The sequence below is a fragment of the Ruegeria sp. BK1 genome (assembly GCF_056535645.1).
Map to the genome: position 1 here is coordinate 417,725 of NZ_JBQFIS010000001.1, position 16,295 is coordinate 434,019.

The 16,295-nt window shown below is 57.7% G+C and carries 16 protein-coding genes and 2 tRNA genes; 5 read left to right on the forward strand and 13 right to left on the reverse strand.

What is annotated here, in order from left to right; translation table 11 throughout:
- Nucleotides 1-65 precede the first annotated feature (65 nt).
- Nucleotides 66-458: a DUF302 domain-containing protein gene (locus tag ACR3E7_RS02065; protein WP_170769827.1), complete on the forward strand. Its 393-nt coding sequence runs from the start codon at nt 66-68 to the stop codon at nt 456-458.
- Nucleotide 459: 1 nt separating this feature from the next.
- Here ACR3E7_RS02065 and hisA read toward each other — a convergent pair whose 3' ends face one another.
- The gene (gene hisA, locus ACR3E7_RS02070) at nt 460-1,179 is read right to left on the reverse strand and encodes a 1-(5-phosphoribosyl)-5-[(5-phosphoribosylamino)methylideneamino]imidazole-4-carboxamide isomerase (protein ID WP_480503182.1); all 720 of its coding nucleotides are present in this window, start codon (nt 1,177-1,179) and stop codon (nt 460-462) included.
- A 132-nt stretch (nt 1,180-1,311) separates the two neighbouring features.
- On the opposite strand from hisA, the gene ACR3E7_RS02075 reads away from it, so the two are divergent.
- A complete protein-coding gene (locus ACR3E7_RS02075) occupies nt 1,312-1,710 on the forward strand; it encodes a DUF2147 domain-containing protein (RefSeq protein WP_480503181.1) in 399 nt (132 codons plus the stop codon).
- Between the two features lie 4 nt (nt 1,711-1,714).
- On the opposite strand, the gene hisH is transcribed toward ACR3E7_RS02075, so the two are convergent.
- Together hisH and hisB are read right to left on the reverse strand one after the other, a co-directional pair.
- Nucleotides 1,715-2,353, reverse strand: a complete 639-nt coding sequence (gene hisH, locus ACR3E7_RS02080; protein WP_480503180.1) for an imidazole glycerol phosphate synthase subunit HisH — start codon at nt 2,351-2,353, stop codon at nt 1,715-1,717.
- Complete coding sequence (gene hisB / locus ACR3E7_RS02085) at nt 2,354-2,941, reverse strand: imidazoleglycerol-phosphate dehydratase HisB (protein ID WP_170769190.1); 588 nt, start codon at nt 2,939-2,941, stop codon at nt 2,354-2,356.
- Between the two features lie 155 nt (nt 2,942-3,096).
- On the opposite strand from hisB, the gene ACR3E7_RS02090 reads away from it, so the two are divergent.
- Nucleotides 3,097-3,336, forward strand: a complete 240-nt coding sequence (locus ACR3E7_RS02090) for an Lrp/AsnC family transcriptional regulator (protein ID WP_170769191.1) — start codon at nt 3,097-3,099, stop codon at nt 3,334-3,336.
- Here ACR3E7_RS02090 and ACR3E7_RS02095 read toward each other — a convergent pair.
- From ACR3E7_RS02095 to ACR3E7_RS02105, 3 genes are all read right to left on the reverse strand, one after another.
- Nucleotides 3,333-4,199: a GNAT family N-acetyltransferase gene (locus tag ACR3E7_RS02095; RefSeq protein WP_170784086.1), complete on the reverse strand. Its 867-nt coding sequence runs from the start codon at nt 4,197-4,199 to the stop codon at nt 3,333-3,335. The two genes, ACR3E7_RS02090 and ACR3E7_RS02095, sit on opposite strands and share 4 nt — an antisense overlap.
- Nucleotides 4,200-4,282: 83 nt before the next feature.
- Nucleotides 4,283-4,357: transfer RNA gene (locus ACR3E7_RS02100), tRNA-Gly, on the reverse strand.
- Between the two features lie 36 nt (nt 4,358-4,393).
- Nucleotides 4,394-4,468: transfer RNA gene (locus ACR3E7_RS02105), tRNA-Gly, on the reverse strand.
- Between the two features lie 4 nt (nt 4,469-4,472).
- Here ACR3E7_RS02105 and ACR3E7_RS02110 point away from each other — a divergent pair.
- A complete protein-coding gene (locus tag ACR3E7_RS02110) occupies nt 4,473-4,769 on the forward strand; it encodes a hypothetical protein (RefSeq protein WP_480503179.1) in 297 nt (98 codons plus the stop codon).
- A gap of 15 nt (nt 4,770-4,784) precedes the next feature.
- On the opposite strand, the gene ACR3E7_RS02115 is transcribed toward ACR3E7_RS02110, so the two are convergent.
- The 4 genes from ACR3E7_RS02115 to ACR3E7_RS02130 form a co-directional block, all read right to left on the reverse strand.
- Nucleotides 4,785-5,168: an MAPEG family protein gene (locus ACR3E7_RS02115; protein ID WP_480503178.1), complete on the reverse strand. Its 384-nt coding sequence runs from the start codon at nt 5,166-5,168 to the stop codon at nt 4,785-4,787.
- Between the two features lie 76 nt (nt 5,169-5,244).
- Nucleotides 5,245-8,682, reverse strand: a complete 3,438-nt coding sequence (locus tag ACR3E7_RS02120; RefSeq protein WP_480503177.1) for a pyruvate carboxylase — start codon at nt 8,680-8,682, stop codon at nt 5,245-5,247.
- A 146-nt stretch (nt 8,683-8,828) separates the two neighbouring features.
- Nucleotides 8,829-9,965, reverse strand: a complete 1,137-nt coding sequence (locus tag ACR3E7_RS02125; RefSeq protein WP_170769196.1) for an alpha-hydroxy acid oxidase — start codon at nt 9,963-9,965, stop codon at nt 8,829-8,831.
- Between the two features lie 39 nt (nt 9,966-10,004).
- Entirely contained in the window at nt 10,005-11,780 is a 1,776-nt protein-coding gene (locus ACR3E7_RS02130; RefSeq protein WP_480503175.1) for a sensor domain-containing diguanylate cyclase, read from the reverse strand.
- Nucleotides 11,781-11,960: 180 nt separating this feature from the next.
- On the opposite strand from ACR3E7_RS02130, the gene ACR3E7_RS02135 reads away from it, so the two are divergent.
- A complete protein-coding gene (locus ACR3E7_RS02135; protein WP_480503174.1) occupies nt 11,961-14,486 on the forward strand; it encodes an ATP-dependent helicase in 2,526 nt (841 codons plus the stop codon).
- A gap of 3 nt (nt 14,487-14,489) precedes the next feature.
- Here ACR3E7_RS02135 and ACR3E7_RS02140 read toward each other — a convergent pair whose 3' ends face one another.
- The 3 genes from ACR3E7_RS02140 to ACR3E7_RS02150 all read right to left on the reverse strand — a co-directional run bounded on the left by ACR3E7_RS02140 (nt 14,490) and on the right by ACR3E7_RS02150 (nt 16,135).
- Entirely contained in the window at nt 14,490-14,780 is a 291-nt protein-coding gene (locus ACR3E7_RS02140; protein ID WP_480503173.1) for a DUF1330 domain-containing protein, read from the reverse strand.
- A gap of 487 nt (nt 14,781-15,267) precedes the next feature.
- Entirely contained in the window at nt 15,268-15,495 is a 228-nt protein-coding gene (locus tag ACR3E7_RS02145; protein ID WP_170769200.1) for a DUF1127 domain-containing protein, read from the reverse strand.
- Nucleotides 15,496-15,799: 304 nt separating this feature from the next.
- On the reverse strand, nt 15,800-16,135 hold the full coding sequence (locus ACR3E7_RS02150; RefSeq protein ID WP_480503172.1) for a hypothetical protein: 336 nt from the start codon (nt 16,133-16,135) through the stop codon (nt 15,800-15,802).
- Nucleotides 16,136-16,295 lie beyond the last annotated feature (160 nt).

Below are 16,295 nucleotides of genomic sequence, written 5' to 3' on the forward strand. Positions count from 1 at the left end.
GGATTATCGAGATGCGACATCTTATTCTGGCTTCAATACTCACATTCGGAGGGGCACTGTCCGCCATGGCAGACGACATCATCAAAGTTGAAACAGACAAATCCGTGACCGAGGCGCTGGACGCGCTCGAGGCTGCCGTTGGCAATGCAGGCGCAACGGTCTTTGCCCGCGTTGACCACGCCGCAGGGGCCGAGAAGGTGGGCACGCCAATTCCAGCCAATCAGGTGCTGATCTTCGGCAACCCTGCGCTGGGCACGCCCGCCATGCAGATCGATCCGCGCGCCGGGCTGTTCCTGCCGCTGAAGGTTCAGGCTTATGAGGACGCCGAGGGGCAGGTCTGGCTGGCCTATGAGGACCCGAAAGAGACCTTGGACGATTTGAATGGCGTCTCTAACGCGCCCGTCGTCGAAAAGATGCGCGGCGCGCTGGCCAAGCTGACCGCCGCTGCCGCACAGTAAGTCACTTTAGAGCGCGAATGGCCTCGTTCAGGTCAATCGCGCCATCATAGAGTGCACGGCCCGAGATGGCGCCATTCAGCTCTACGCCACAATCGCGCAGGGCGATCAGATCGTCCAACGAACTGACACCACCCGAAGCGATCACCGGGATCGATACGGCGCGGGCGAGGGCGGCGGTGGCCTCGATATTCGGGCCCTGCATCGCGCCGTCGCGGTTGATATCGGTATAGATGATGGCCGCGACGCCTGCGTCTTCAAAACTGCGGGCAAGGTCTGTGACCTGCACGTCTGTTTCCTCGGCCCAACCTTTGGTGGCGACCACGCCGTTGCGTGCGTCGATTCCCACGGCGACCTTGCCGGGGAATTCGCGCGCCGCTTCGCGGACCAGATCGGGGTTTTCGACCGCCACGGTGCCCAGAATCACGCGAGCGAGCCCCTTGCTGATCCAGGTTTCGATCGTTTTCAGGTCACGAATCCCACCGCCCAGCTGCGCAGGAACTTTACAGGCGGCCAGAATCGCCTCGACCGGAGCAGCATTGACCGGCTCACCGGCAAAAGCACCGTTCAGATCAACCAGATGTAGCCATTCGCACCCGGCATCGACAAAGGCTTTAGCCTGCGCCGCGGGGTCGTCATTGAACACTGTTGCCTTGTCCATTTCACCGCGCAACAGGCGCACGGCCTGGCCGTCTTTGAGGTCGATGGCGGGGTAAAGGATCATATCGGGCCTTCTTTCACTGTCGTTGTGGCGGGATATCGCACAAGGCAGGTAGGGGATGCAACGCGACGCGGGGTCATAGTTGCTCACAGACCGATATTCGGGACAGACTATGGGGGTAAAAGGGAGATTTCTATGAAACACACGATCCTTGCGGCAGCAGCCCTGACGGCACTGGCAACCGCCGCGTCCGCCGATCCTGTAGATGGCATCTGGAAAACAGAGCCCGGTGATGACGGCGAATATCTGCACGTGTCGATTGCCGAGTGCGGCAGCGCAATCTGCGGCACCATCGATAGCGCTTTTGATGCGTCAGGCAACCAGGTATTGAACTACGAGCATGACGGCAAACAGATGATCTGGGACATGATTCCCGAAGGTGGCGGAGCCTATGACAACGGTAAGATCTGGGCACCGGACCGCGACAAGACGTATAACTCGAAAATGGCGCTGAGCGGCAACTCGTTGACCGTCAAAGGCTGTGTCGCGGGTGGTCTGATCTGCCGCGGCCAGACCTGGTCGCGCGTTCAGTAAGCCCTTATGGGGCCCAGGTTAGGAAGTTTCCGATCATGCGCAGCCCCACATCCTGACTTTTTTCAGGGTGGAACTGCATTCCAACCATTGTGTCACGGCCGATCACGGCCGTGACCTCCTGCCCATAGTCCACATAAGCCAGACGCTGCGCCGGGTCGGTGACCCTGAAGTGGTAGGAATGGACGAAATAGGTGTGATCGCCGGATTCCACTCCGTCAAACACCGGGTGATCGCTTTCCAGCACCAGATCGTTCCAGCCCATATGCGGCACTTTCAGCGCGCTGTCTGACGGCTCAATCCGCACAACATCGCCCGCAACCCAGCCCAGTCCGTCGGTGTCAGTGTATTCGTGGCCCGTTGACGCCATCAGCTGCATCCCGACGCAAATGCCCAGAAACGGGCGACCTTTTTGCTCCACCGCTTCAACCATAGCGTCGTGGATACCCTTGTGCCCACGCAGTTCGGCCGCACAGGCCGGAAAGGCTCCGTCACCGGGCAAGACTAACCTGTCGGCGCGCGCTACGACATCTGCATCCGAGGTCACAACAACCTCACCCGCATCCAATTCCCGCGCCATGCGCTGAAACGCCTTTTCGGCCGAGTGGAGGTTGCCGCTTTCGTAGTCGATGATCGCTGTCAGCATTTACAGCGCGCCTTTCGTGGACGGAATCGCATCCGCCTTACGCGGGTCGGTCTCGACCGCCAGGCGGAGGGCGCGGGCGACGGCCTTGAAGGCGGCCTCGGCGATGTGGTGGCTGTTGAAACCGTGCAGCTGGTCAATATGCAGCGTGACGCCGCCATGGGTGCTGAGCGCTTGAAAGAATTCGCGCACCAACTCGGTGTCGAACGTGCCGATCTTGGCTGTCGGCAGGTCCACGTTCCAGATCAGGAACGGACGGCCCGATAGATCCAGCGCGCAACGCACCTGTGCGTCATCCATAGGCAGATGGCATTCGCCGTACCGACGGATGCCTTTCTTGTCGCCCAGTGCTTGCGTCAGCGCCTGACCCAGCGCGATGCCGGTATCCTCGACCGTGTGGTGGTCGTCGATGTGATAGTCACCCTTGGCGCGGATGGTCATGTCGATCAGCGAGTGACGCGCCAGCTGATCCAGCATGTGATCGAAGAACCCCACACCGGTCTGATTGTCATAGGTGCCGGTGCCATCCAGATTGACCTCGACGGTGATCTCGGTCTCGGCGGTCTGACGGCTGATCTTTGCGCTGCGCATGGGCGAATTCCTTTTGCTACAGGCGCGCTTATAGACGGGGTAGGGCGGCCATATCCAGAGCGCATGCAGCATTCGCCGCAATCTGTTGCAGGGGATTGCACCCCGGCCCGCCCCGTGCCAGCTTGCGAGCAACTCAAACCAACAAGGTCCGGCCCATGTCCACCTGCGTTTTCATCCAGATCCGCTGCAAACCCGGCACCACTTACAAAGTGGCCGAAGAAATCGCTCTGCGCGAAATCCACTCCGAGCTGTACTCGACCAGCGGCGAATACGATCTGTTGCTGAAGCTTTACATCCCCGAGGCAGAGGATGTGGGCCATTTCATCAACGAAAATCTGCTGGTGATTCCCGGCATCGAACGATCACTGACTACAATGACGTTCAAGGCGTTCTAACCCAGTTCAAACGTTGTCACGCCGAAGATCCGGCTGAGGTCGATATCCGGTTCGTGATCGGAATACATCCGCGCGGTTTCGAACACTTTGTCCAATCCCAGTTGATCGGCCATGGCGAATGCTGCCACATTGGGTTGCGGCATGTCGACAAAGACATCGTGATCGCGATGATCCACGGGAATGGCTGCCAAGAGGCTTGCCAGCAGCGCCTGCGCTATTGCAGCGTCGTCGGCAAACAGCGGGCCAACCTTGTAGCCCGTCTTGCAGGGGCGCAGGGTGGCATAGCCCCTGATCTGGCCACTCTCGGTATAAACCCGAGAGATATGGCTGGTGGCTCCAAGCCAGCTTTGCAGGAAGTTGTCGCGCGCCGCTGGAAACAGTTGGCGGTCATAGGCTTTGAGAGCGTCGCTGGCGGTTGACAGCGAGGCTACACCATTGCCCAGAACTTGCCCCAGCTTGGGCAGCACATCCCGAACCCGCGCGCCGAAGCGGTAGTTGTTGTAGGCAAATGTGAAGCCGGATTTGCGATAGTTGTCCTGCTGTTCGACCACTCCATCCAGCCCCATATTGCGGCCTTCGCAATGGGCCAGCGCGTGGCCTGCGATTTCAAGCCCGTGACCATGGCTGCGATATTCCGGTCGGACAATGTAGAATCCCAGAAAGGAAAACGCATCGTCGTAATTCACGGCTGAGACCGAAGCGACCATCTCCCCATCCAGAAAACCGCCCATAAATCCGTCGGGGTCTGTGGGCCTGAAACACTCGGCATCGTGGACCCCGGGGTTCCAGCCTTCGCGGCCAGCCCAGTCCACGGCTTGTTTGACTTCCGCCTCGGTCAGAGGGCGGATGGTGTAGTTGGACATAATAACATCCTGCAATCGTTAACGACCTCAGAATGACGCAACATCCCGCAAGACACCAGTAAAGTTTGAAAAAATGCTGTATCTGGAGCGGGCGAGGCGATTCGAACGCCCGACCCTAACCTTGGCAAGGTTATGCTCTACCCCTGAGCTACGCCCGCATCAGATACATATGTTTTGGTCCGGAGACCTCTCAATGGAGCGGGCGAGGCGATTCGAACGCCCGACCCTAACCTTGGCAAGGTTATGCTCTACCCCTGAGCTACGCCCGCGCCGTTGAGTGAGGAGGGATGTATAAATTCCCACGCGGGGCTGCAAGCGGAAAAATACAAAAAAAAGGAAAAATCTTTCGACGGAAATGCCGGTCTGACGTGTTCAAGTCATAGAGCGTTGCAAAACCAACAGGATGGAGCAGAGGATATGACGCGTATAGCAGACATGAAAATGGCGTTGTTAGCCGCATTGATTGTTTTGACATCTGCATTTTGCGTGCAGGACGGTGACCGGTTGGGCGAGGCGGAACCGGAGCTTATGAAAGCTCCGAAGATTGAAACACGCGTTCTGATGGGATGATCCCGGCAACAGCGGCTAAAGCGCCAGAACAAGGTTCGCGAGAGCGGCGACCAGAAGAGCGGTGAATGTCAGCACCATACCAAGCTGTCGAAAGATAACGATCTGCGGGGTTTTGCCGAACCCATAGGCATGCAGGACGCGCCCGGCCAGCAAACTCAGCCCCAGCAGATTGACGAGCAGGCCGCTTGCGCCCTGAAGCTCGACCATGGCGATCAGCAGCAGCGCGAACGGGGTGTATTCGACGAAGTTGGAATGGGTTCGGATCGCCTTGAGCATCTCGCTATTGCCGGAATCACCGTAAGAGATCTTGTGGCCACGGCGTTTAGTGATGACCCAACCGCCGAGAGCGATGTAGATGAGCGCCAGGACGGCGGCGTAGATAGGTGTGATGGACAGCATGTTTTTCTCCCTGACGCATGAAAAGGGCCGTCCGGATTTCCGGGCGGCCCTCCAGTTGGAAGCTAAACTAGGTCGTTCATTCCAGTTCGACCAGTAGGTCCTTAGCGTCAATCTGACCGCCTGGCTGGACATGGACGGCCTTCACCACAGCGTCGCGTTCGGCATGGATGCCGGTTTCCATCTTCATCGCTTCGATGGTGAGCAGTAGATCGCCTTCTTTTACCTCCTGACCTGAAGTCACGCTGACAGTGGCCACAACACCGGGCATCGGAGCGCCCACGTGGTTTGGGTTGCCCGCTTCGGCCTTGGGGCGAGCCTGTGTGGACGCGGTCACCAATCGGTTTGGCACGCGGATGACGCGGGGTTGCCCGTTGAGTTCGAAGAAGACTTTGACCTCGCCGTTCTCATCTGTCTCGCCAATGGCCTGACACCGGATTTCCAGCGTCTTTCCGGGGTCGATCTCGGCTGTGATTTCTTCACCCGGATTCATACCATAGAAGAAGGTGCGGGTAGGCAGAGTACGGACTGGACCATATGTGCGGTGGCGGCCCATGTAATCCAGGAAGACCTTGGGATACATCAGGTAGCCGTTCAGGTCCTCGTCGTCGACCTCTTTGCCATCCAACTGCTTGGACAGATCTGCACGGGTGGCTTCCAGATCGACCGCAGGCACGTCCTTGCCGGGGCGCTGGGTGTTGGGCGATTCGTCCTTTAGCACCTTCTTGATGATCGTGTCCGGGAACCCGCCCGGAGGCTGGCCCAGATTGCCGCGCATCATGTCCACGACCGAGTCGGGGAAGGCCACATCCGTATCCGCGCTTTCCACGTCAGCACGGGTCAGGCCCTGGCTGACCATCATCAGCGCCATGTCGCCAACCACCTTGGACGAGGGCGTCACCTTGACGATATCGCCGAACATCTGGTTCACGTCGGCATACATTTGGGCGACCTCGTGCCAGCGTTCCTCCAGCCCCAAGCTGCGCGCCTGCGCTTTGAGGTTGGTGAACTGACCGCCGGGCATTTCGTGCAGGTAGACCTCGGAGGCTGGGGCCTGCAGGCTGGATTCGAAGGCGGCGTATTGGCCGCGCACCGCCTCGAAGTAATCGCTGATTTCGCGGATGGCTTTGATGTCCAGACCGGTATCACGCTCGGTATGGCGCAGCGCTTCGACCACGGTACCCAGCGTCGCTTGCGAGGTGTTGCCCGAGAAACTGTCCATCGCGCAATCCACCGCGTCCACGCCCGCCTCGGACGCGGCCAGAATGGTGGCGCTTGCGATGCCAGCAGTGTCGTGCGTGTGGAAGTGGATCGGCAGACCGACCTCTTCTTTCAGCGCGCGGATCAGGATTTTGGCCGAGGCCGGTTTCAGCAGACCCGCCATATCTTTCAGGCCAAGGATATGAGCACCTGCATCGCGCAGCTCTTTCGCCATGCCGACATAGTATTTCAGGTCATACTTCGAGCGATCCGGGTCTAGAATATCACCGGTATAACAAACGGTGCCCTCACAGATCTTTCCGTTCTCAACGACTGCATCCATCGCCACGCGCATATTCTCGACCCAGTTCAGCGAGTCGAACACGCGGAACACGTCGATATTCTGCGACGCCTGACGGACGAATTCCTGCACCACGTTGTCGGGGTAGTTGGTGTAGCCAACACCGTTCGCGCCGCGCAGCAGCATCTGGGTCATCAGGTTCGGCATCGCTTCGCGCAGGTCGCGCAAGCGCTGCCACGGGCATTCCTGCAAGAAGCGGTAGGCTACATCAAAGGTCGCACCGCCCCAGCATTCGACTGAGAACAACTGCGGCAGGTTCGCAGCATAGGTCGGGGCCACTTTGATCATATCGATCGAGCGCATCCGGGTGGCCAACAGCGACTGATGCCCGTCACGCATGGTGGTGTCGGTGATCAGCAGCTGGCGCTGCGCTTTCATCCAGTCGGCAACAGCCTGCGGACCTTTCTGTTCCAGCAGGTTGCGGGTGCCCATCTTGGGCTCACCCTTCAACGCAGGTGGGCGCGCGTCTTTCAGATCGGCGCGTGGCATTGGGCGGTCTTTGGTTTCGGGATGCCCGTTAACGGTGATATCCGCGATATAGGTCAGAACCTTGGTGCCCCGGTCACGGCGTTTCTTGAAGGTGAACAGGTCTGGTGTTTCGTCGATGAATTTGGTGGTGTATTCATTCGACAGGAAGGTCGGGTGTTTCAGCAGATTCTCGACAAACGCAATATTGGTCGAAACACCGCGCACCCGGAATTCGCGCAGCGCGCGGTCCATCCGCGCAATTGCTTTCTCGGGCGTTGGCGCCCAGGCAGTAACCTTGGTCAGCAGCGAGTCATAATACCGCGTGATCACCCCGCCCGCATAGGCCGTGCCGCCATCCAGCCGGATGCCCATACCAGTGGCCGAGCGATAGGCAGTGATGCGGCCATAATCCGGGATAAAGTTGTTCAGCGGATCTTCGGTCGTTACGCGCGTTTGCAGGGCGTGACCGTTCAGTTGTACCTCATCTTGGTTGGCTTTGCCGGTGGCTTCGGCCAGTGTCTTGCCCTCTGCGATCAGGATCTGAGCCTGGACGATGTCGATGCCGGTGACTTCTTCGGTGACAGTGTGTTCGACCTGTACGCGCGGATTCACCTCGATGAAGTAGAACTTGCCGGTATTCATATCCATCAGGAATTCAACCGTGCCCGCGCATTCATAGTTTACATGAGCGCAGATGCGGCGACCCAGCTCGCAGATTTCCGCACGTTGTTCTTCACTCAGATACGGGGCAGGGGCGCGTTCCACGACCTTCTGGTTGCGGCGCTGAACTGAACAGTCACGTTCGTATAGGTGATAAATCTCGCCATGCTTGTCGCCCAGTATCTGAACTTCGACGTGGCGGGCGCGGGTGATCATCTTTTCCAGATACCCCTCGCCATTGCCAAAGGCGGCTTCGGCTTCGCGGCGGCCTTCCAGAACCTTTTCTTCCAACTCGTCTTCCGAGTTGATGGGGCGCATCCCGCGTCCACCGCCGCCCCAGCTGGCTTTCAGCATCAACGGGTACCCGATCTCGGCGGCTTCGGCTTTGATCGCGGCCATATCGTCGCCCAGAACTTCCGTGGCGGGGATAACCGGCACGTCAGCGGCGATGGCAACCTTGCGGGCACTCGCTTTGTCACCAAGGGCGCGCATGGTTTCAGCCTTGGGGCCGATGAAAGTGATGCCGTTCTGCACGCAGGCATCCACGAAGTCCGGATTTTCCGACAGAAGCCCATAGCCGGGGTGGATCGCGTCTGCACCGCATTCCTTGGCAACGCGGATGATTTCGTCAATGCTGAGGTAAGCAGCAACCGGGCCCAGCCCCTCGCCAATGCGATAGGCCTCATCCGCCTTGAAGCGATGCAAGCCCAGCTTGTCTTCTTCTGCAAAGACGGCAACGGTGCGTTTGCCCATCTCATTGGCTGCGCGCATTACGCGAATGGCAATCTCGCCCCTGTTGGCAATCAGGATCTTTTTGAAGTCGGTCATTGTCTGTCCCGGTCTTTGTGGTTTGGCCGTGTTGATAGGCGGACAATACGTGCGCGTATATCAGTCGTTCTGGGTAGAACCGGCATGTTAACGCTCGCAAACGCCCTTTTGTGGCGCTTTCTTCATACACATGCTGCGGTGCAGCATCAATCCAACGTTAAAATTGGTGGGATTTCTTCCAGCGTTCGGGCTCCTAGTTGTCCCATATTGGCCTTCAGATCCTGTCGTAATATGTCGATGACATGCGCTGGTCCCGCAGCACCCAGCGCGGCCAGGGCATACATAAAGCCCCGTCCCAACATGACAAAATCCGCTCCGGAGGCGCGCGCACGCAAGATATCGAGGCCGCCTTCAACGCCGCTGTCGAAGATTAGCGGCAGGTCGGTTGCCGCGCGGATGGTGGGCAGCACGTCTATTCCGGCTGGCGCGCCATCAAATTGCCGCCCCCCGTGATTCGAGACCCACAACGCGTCCACCCCCGCTTGCTTCAACGGCTCGGCATCTTCGGGGCGCATCACGCCCTTGACGATCAGCGGCCCGTCCCACGCATCGCGCAGCCAGTGCACATATTCCATGTCCGGCGAAGTTCTGAGTAGGTAACCCACATGCGCCGTCGGAGGCAGGTTGCTTGAGTTGTCGGTATATTTGTCCAAAGTCCGCATACGCGGAGGCCCGCTGCGTGCCATGGCCATGGCCCAAGCCGGGCGTTGTGCGATCTGAGCCAGTAGCTTTGGTGTAAGCTTCGGCGGATTGGTCAGCCCGGAGCGTGTCTGCCGTTCGCGTCTGGACGCAACCGGAACATCTGCGGTCAGTACAAGGGTTGAGAACCCGGCTTGCCGAACCCGGTCCAACAGGTCGCGCCGGATATCCGGGTCTTTTGGCGGATACAGTTGAAACCACGCGTCATTGCCCAGATGCGGGGCGACATCCTCGGGGCTTTGGGCGGCGACATTCGACAGCGTGAAGGGCAGTCTGGCTGCTGCGGCTGCACGGGCCAGCAGCCCCTCGGCGTCCGGCCAGATCAATCCCGCCATCCCGATAGGCGCGACGCCAACAGGCATAGGATAGGTGCGACCCAGAAATTCCACCTGTGTGTCGCATTCGATTGGGCCGTGCAGGATCGAAGGTGCGAACCCCAGGCGATCTAATCCGACACGATTCCTGCGCAGGGTCGCTTCGACTCCCGTGCCACTGTCCAGATATTCCCATACGAAATGAGGGATACGACGCTGCGCACGGCGTTTCAGGTCGGCTATGCCGGGGTAGAGGCTGTGTAGATCCATGCCGTTTGATCTGACCAAACGGGCGATTCGGCAAGGATTTTAAGGTTTTGCTTTGCCCAAAGCGGTTTTCACGGGACGAAGAGCTTCTGGTGCGTTCTGCGCATCGCCGGCCACCTGCACCTGATTGCGCCCTTTGTCCTTGGCCGCATATAGGGCGTCGTCCGCCGCGCGCATCAGGTCCTGCGGCATTGCCCCATGGGCCGGATAATGGGCCACGCCAACCGAAATCGTGATGCGCGGCAACGCCTTTTCACCGTAGCGAACCGTGACCGCCTCGACCGCCTGACGCAAGTGTTCTGCGCGGGTTACCGCATCCTCTGGGCGATTGTCCGGCAGGATCAACATGAATTCCTCTCCTCCGATCCGGCAAGCGACCTCGTCCCGGTCGCATCCTTGCTCCAGCGCCGAGCCAACCGCCCGTAAAACCATGTCACCCGCATCATGCCCATGGGTGTCGTTAAACTTCTTGAAATGGTCCACATCCACTGCAATCAAGCTCAGCGGGGCACCGGTCTGTTGGCTGCGGTTGATGGACTTGCGCAAAGTCTCTGTCATGTGTCTGCGATTGAAAAGCCCGGTCAGCGGGTCGCGGACAGATTGGTCATGCAGTTGATCACGCATCCGCACGTTGGCAATCGCCATACTGATCTGTTCGGCGCAAAGTTGAGCCAGTTTTTTGCTGGAATGGAAGCAATCTTTACGCCCCTCCAACGCTCGCAAGTGCAGCAATCCGACAGTTTCGCCATGTGCGAGGATCGGAAAGCAGAAATACGGGCGACCATCATGCGGTTCGGCGTGCTCGCAGACGAAATCAATTTCGGACGCGCCGAACTCATAGGTGCGGCCGCGCCGCAGGCCCCAACAGCCTTCAGGATGAATATGCGCCTTATGCTCTGCCCCGTTCCAACTGGCGCAGCCATCCAGCACATCGCGGGAGTTCGAATAAACATAGACGCTCCCCTCGGCCTCGGGCAGGATATGCGTCATAAACCGTGAAACCATGTCGAAAAGCTCATCTAGAGACTGGCTGGATTGCAGCCACTCGTTCAATTCGCCCAGTAACCGAACTTCGCGGGCCAGGCGGAGTTGTTCATCCATCAATTGGCGCTCTTTCACCGCACGCCCGCGTAGGCTACGCATCTGTCGGCGGTTGCTGCGATAGACAACCAGCGTCACGATACTGAAGGCCAGAAGCGCAACGGCACTTAGAATGAAAAGCGACAAGCGAACGCGATCAATGAACAGATTTCGAACATCGGTGATGTCGGAATAGAATTCGATCGCGCCAAGAAACTCACCGTCGCGGATGATTGGCGTATAGATTTCGGCCACATGACGGGTTTCAGGACCAGAGGCGTGAATGGCCGTTCCTTCATAGTCGTCGACTTCGGTCAGAGGTTTTTCTTCGTGTTTGTAATAGATATTTCCCTGCCGGATAACAGATTGAAAATAGGGCTTGGAATTCACGGTTCCCACGTCCGCAGACCGGGTCGACCAGAACACGCCGCCATCCGCATTGAACAGTTTAAATCGGTAGATGTCCGAAGTCGCCGGCAACAGTTCCAGAAACTCCTGGTCATGAATTCCAATAGATCCCGTCTGGAACGTGGCTTCTACATCATTAAGATGAGAGGTGACTTGTTTGCCCAGTTGCGTTGCTTCTTTACGCAGGTCTGCTTCCAGCATCCGGTCTACGACCGGCGTTGGTACCGCATAGATTCCCCAGCCGGACACCGCAGTCAGAGCCATCAAAGTCAATATGATGGCGGCCATTTTCAAGCGGGATGCCCCGGTTGTTTCTGTATTGGTTTCCATTTTCGCGCTCCCACTTCTTTGGCTGGAAGCATCAGGTGCAAGCTTTGACGGAAGGTTAACTTTTGTCTGCGCAAATCAGAGGAGTTGATTAGAATTGATTGGAACCTTCTACAAAACTCTTTGCGAACAAGGGGTGAACAAACTCTTTCCCTCGGGACTGATCCGGCGTAGTTTGCGGGTATGAGCAGTTCCGACGAAATGGACGCCTTCGAGGGCGCATCCCTGTCCGCGCGCGCGATGGCTGCGCGACCTTCCCCCTATCTGGACGATTTGAACCCCGCGCAGCGCGAGGCGGTGGAGCGTTTGGACGGTCCAGTTCTGATGTTGGCCGGGGCGGGAACGGGTAAAACCAAAGCGCTGACAGCGCGGATCGCGCATCTGCTCAGCACCGGGCGAGCCCGCCCGAATGAGATTCTGTCGGTGACATTCACGAACAAGGCCGCGCGCGAAATGAAAAACCGTGTGGGTCGATTGTTGGGCCAGCCGGCCGAGGGAATGCCTTGGCTGGGTACCTTCCACTCAATTTGCGTCAAGCTGCTGCGCCGACATGCGGAATTGGTTGGAGATGGTCAGGTGCTTCCGGCCGCAGACAAATCTGATGGGCTTGTCGATCCATTGGGGATGCAAGAAGCCTCAAACTATGATGTTGGACCAGTTCCTCGTCCACAAGAGCAAGTTTCCGATCGAGCGCTTCACTTGAAATCGAACTTCACCATTCTGGACACCGACGACCAGTTGCGTCTTCTCAAGCAATTGATTCAGGCAGCCAATATTGACGACAAGCGCTGGCCGGCGCGTATGTTGGCCGGAATTATCGACGATTGGAAGAACCGCGCATTGACGCCCGACAAAGTGCCCGCTGCAGATGCCGGAGCGTATAACAACAAAGGCATTGAGCTCTACGCCGCGTATCAGCGCCGACTGCTGGAGCTGAACGCCGTCGACTTCGGCGACCTGTTGCTGCACATGGTCACGATCTTTCAGCAGCACGAGGATGTGTTGAAACAGTACCAACGCTGGTTCCGATACATCCTCGTGGACGAATATCAGGACACCAACGTCGCTCAATATCTGTGGCTACGACTGCTGGCCGGGGGGCACAAGAATATCTGTTGCGTGGGCGATGATGACCAGTCGATCTATGGCTGGCGCGGGGCCGAGGTGGGTAACATCTTGCGGTTCGAAAAGGACTTTCCCGGCGCGTTTGTGGTGCGGCTAGAGCAGAATTACCGCTCGACCCCGCATATTCTGGCTGCCGCCTCGAACGTCATTCGCGGCAATGAAAACCGTTTGGGTAAAGAGCTTTGGACGGATGCAGAAGACGGTCACAAGGTCAACCTGATCGGCCATTGGGATGGCGAGGAAGAGGCGCGCTGGATTGGTGAGGAAATCGACGCGCTGCAGGGTGGCACGCGTGGGATTCGTCCGATGAATCTGGATGAAATCGCCATCCTTGTTCGCGCCTCGCACCAGATGCGCGCGTTCGAGGATCGGTTTCTGACCATCGGGTTGCCTTACAAGGTGATCGGTGGCCCTCGGTTCTATGAGCGGATGGAGATACGCGATGCCATGGCCTATTTCCGGCTTGTGGTCAGCCCCGGCGACGATCTGGCGTTCGAGCGGATCGTGAACACGCCCAAACGTGGTTTGGGCGACAAGGCGCAGCAGACGATCCAGATGACCGCGCGCGAAAATGGCGTGTCGCTGGTCGATGGGGCGCGGATTGCGGTCGACAATGGGCTGATCAAGGGCAAAGGCGGCAAGGCGCTGCGCGAATTGATCGAGGGGCTGGCGCGTTGGAATGCGATGACGCGCGGGCCGCGGATCGAGGTCGAGGATGACTCGGTCATCGACGACGGTGCTCCGCTGCGGTTTGGTGAGCCCGAGGTCTCGCATATCGAACTGGCGCAGATCGTGTTGGACGAATCCGGCTATACGGCCCATTGGCAGAATGAAAAGACGCCCGAGGCACCGGGGCGGTTGGAAAACCTCAAGGAACTGGTCAACCAGTTGGACAATTTCGAGAACCTGCAGGGGTTCTTGGAGCATGTCAGTCTGGTCATGGACAATGAGCAGGACGGCGACGGGGCCAAAGTCTCGATCATGACGCTGCACGCGGCCAAGGGTTTGGAGTTTCCAGCCGTGTTCCTGCCGGGGTGGGAGGATGGTCTGTTCCCCTCGCAGCGATCGATGGACGAATCCGGCCTAAAGGGTTTGGAGGAAGAGCGACGTCTGGCCTATGTGGGCATCACGCGCGCTGAAGAGGTCTGTACGATTTCCTTCGCGGCCAATAGGCGGGTGTTCGGGCAGTGGCAGAATGCGATGCCATCGCGCTTCATCGACGAATTGCCCGAGGATCATGTGGAAGTGTTGACGCCTCCGGGGCTTTATGGCGGCGCTCAACCGGCGGCGACTATTGAAACCCGCGCGGTAAAGGCGGATGTCTACAACTCACCGGGGTGGAAGCGGATGCAGGCGCGTCAGGGGCAATATGGGATGTCTCAGCCCCGCGAAAGCCGAAATACGGTGATTGATGCGACCGCAGTGGCCAGTTTCACTCTGGGTGAGCGGGTTTTTCACCAGAAGTTCGGCTACGGCGCGGTGATCGGTATCGAGGGCGACAAGGTAGAGGTCGATTTCGACAAGGCAGGCGTCAAAAAGGTGGTTGCGCGTTTCCTGACCGCCAAGGACGACGTGCCGTTTTAGCGGTCACAATCCGTCAACCAGAACTAAATTGGCTGAGGCTGTATTCTGCCTGATTTTGGCCAGCTCGATATAGTCGGGGTCGTCTTTCCATGCCTTTGCGGCTTCGAGGCTGGGGAACTCCATCAGAACGATCCCATCTTTTTCCCAAACGCCTTCGATCACTTCGACCGGTTTTGACGAGACCGTCAGCAGGCGCCCTCCGTGTCGATCAAAGATGGGCGTGAAGCCTTCCAGATATTTCTGATACCCGTCGCGATCGTGGATCGATATCTGAGCGATGAAATACGCGGCCATGGAATGCTCCAGAACTAAGCCAACACTCCATCACCATACAAAATGGGCCGAAGAAAGAAAAACGGCGGTTCCCAGGGAGGAGGAGGGGAACCGCCGTTCTTTGCAACATCAGGGCAGGGAGGAGGAGAGCCCTGATGTATCTGAACCCGGGTCTGATCCCGGTATGTCTAAGTCGCGGCGACACCAGGGAGGAGGAGAGGTGTCGCCGCGCTCTTTCAACATCAGGGCAGGGAGGAGGAGAGCCCTGATGTATCTGAACCCGGGTCTGATCCCGGTATGTTTAAGTCGCGGCGACGTCAGGGAGGAAGAGAGACGTCGCCGCGCGCTTTCAACACCGGGAAAGGGAGGAGGAGAACCCGGTGTATCGCGTTCCGGCGTTCAGGGCCGGTATAATCTGCGGCGACATCAGGGAGGAGGAGAGATGCCGCCGCTGAAATACAGGTCCTAAAGGGAGGAGGAAGGACCTGATCTCGGTATATGGTTGCGCTTAAGTGCGCGCGAATTGCTCTTCGGCCGCTTGCAGCGCAAGGCGCCGGATCATCGAGCGGTGCAGGCCCAAATCAGCCAGCTCTCGGTTCGACAATTCGGACAGTTCATTCACTGTCCGACGGTAGACGCGATAGCGCGCGAACCGGATCTTTGCCGCGTCGATCAATGAAGCCATGCCGGTTGCCGGTGAACTTTTGAGCGCGGTTTGATGTGTTGCTGCGGCCATGAGTAAAACCTGTGTGTTTCCGTGTTGCCGGGCGTTCCGGCGTTTGCTTGAGATTGAAAATAGGCAAATGCTGCGATTGCACAATGGTTCGCGTCGTCAATGCCGCTATGCAGCAAATGCATGGATATCAACCGGTTGGCGTTTTAGGGAAGAAAGTGCCTTAAAAATAAAGGTTTTCAGCTTTTACACTTTTCGGAAGAAATGTCAGCTTGATCCTTGATGCGGGTTTTCTGCGAAATCTTTGTGCGGAGTTTCCGAAATTTGTGCATCCGTTTAGCGATGCTTTTGTAGTCGCGCTGCTGAACTATTGCCCCAGAAGGGCATGGGAATTCATGGGCGAAGCGTTGATTGCCCAACGGATCTTATGGAAAGCCTGCGATTCATCGCCATCGATTCGTCCCGAAAATCTGTTGCCTAAATGCCGATTTCCTTGAATTCCTGCTTGATAGGAAAGTTTTTTGGGAATTAATGGGAATTCAGGGAAATGCGCTGGAATGTATATATATTGGCGTTTCATGGGTAATTCTAACAACATATTGTGGTTACATCTTTTGTTTGATCTCGAATTTTGAGGTTTGACTTTAGAATCACCAATATTACAGAGAAATTTTTCATTGCTTTCCATAAATTCCCATGGCATCCCTTATTCATCCGATGAGGACGAGGCATATGGGGCACCAAACGACCCCGAACCAATAAAATACAGGTTTCATACAGGCATCTCGCTTTCATCATTCAAGAGATCCGGCGCGCGGGCGAGCAGACATCCCCCCAGGTGGCGCGCGCAGCTGGACTTCCCG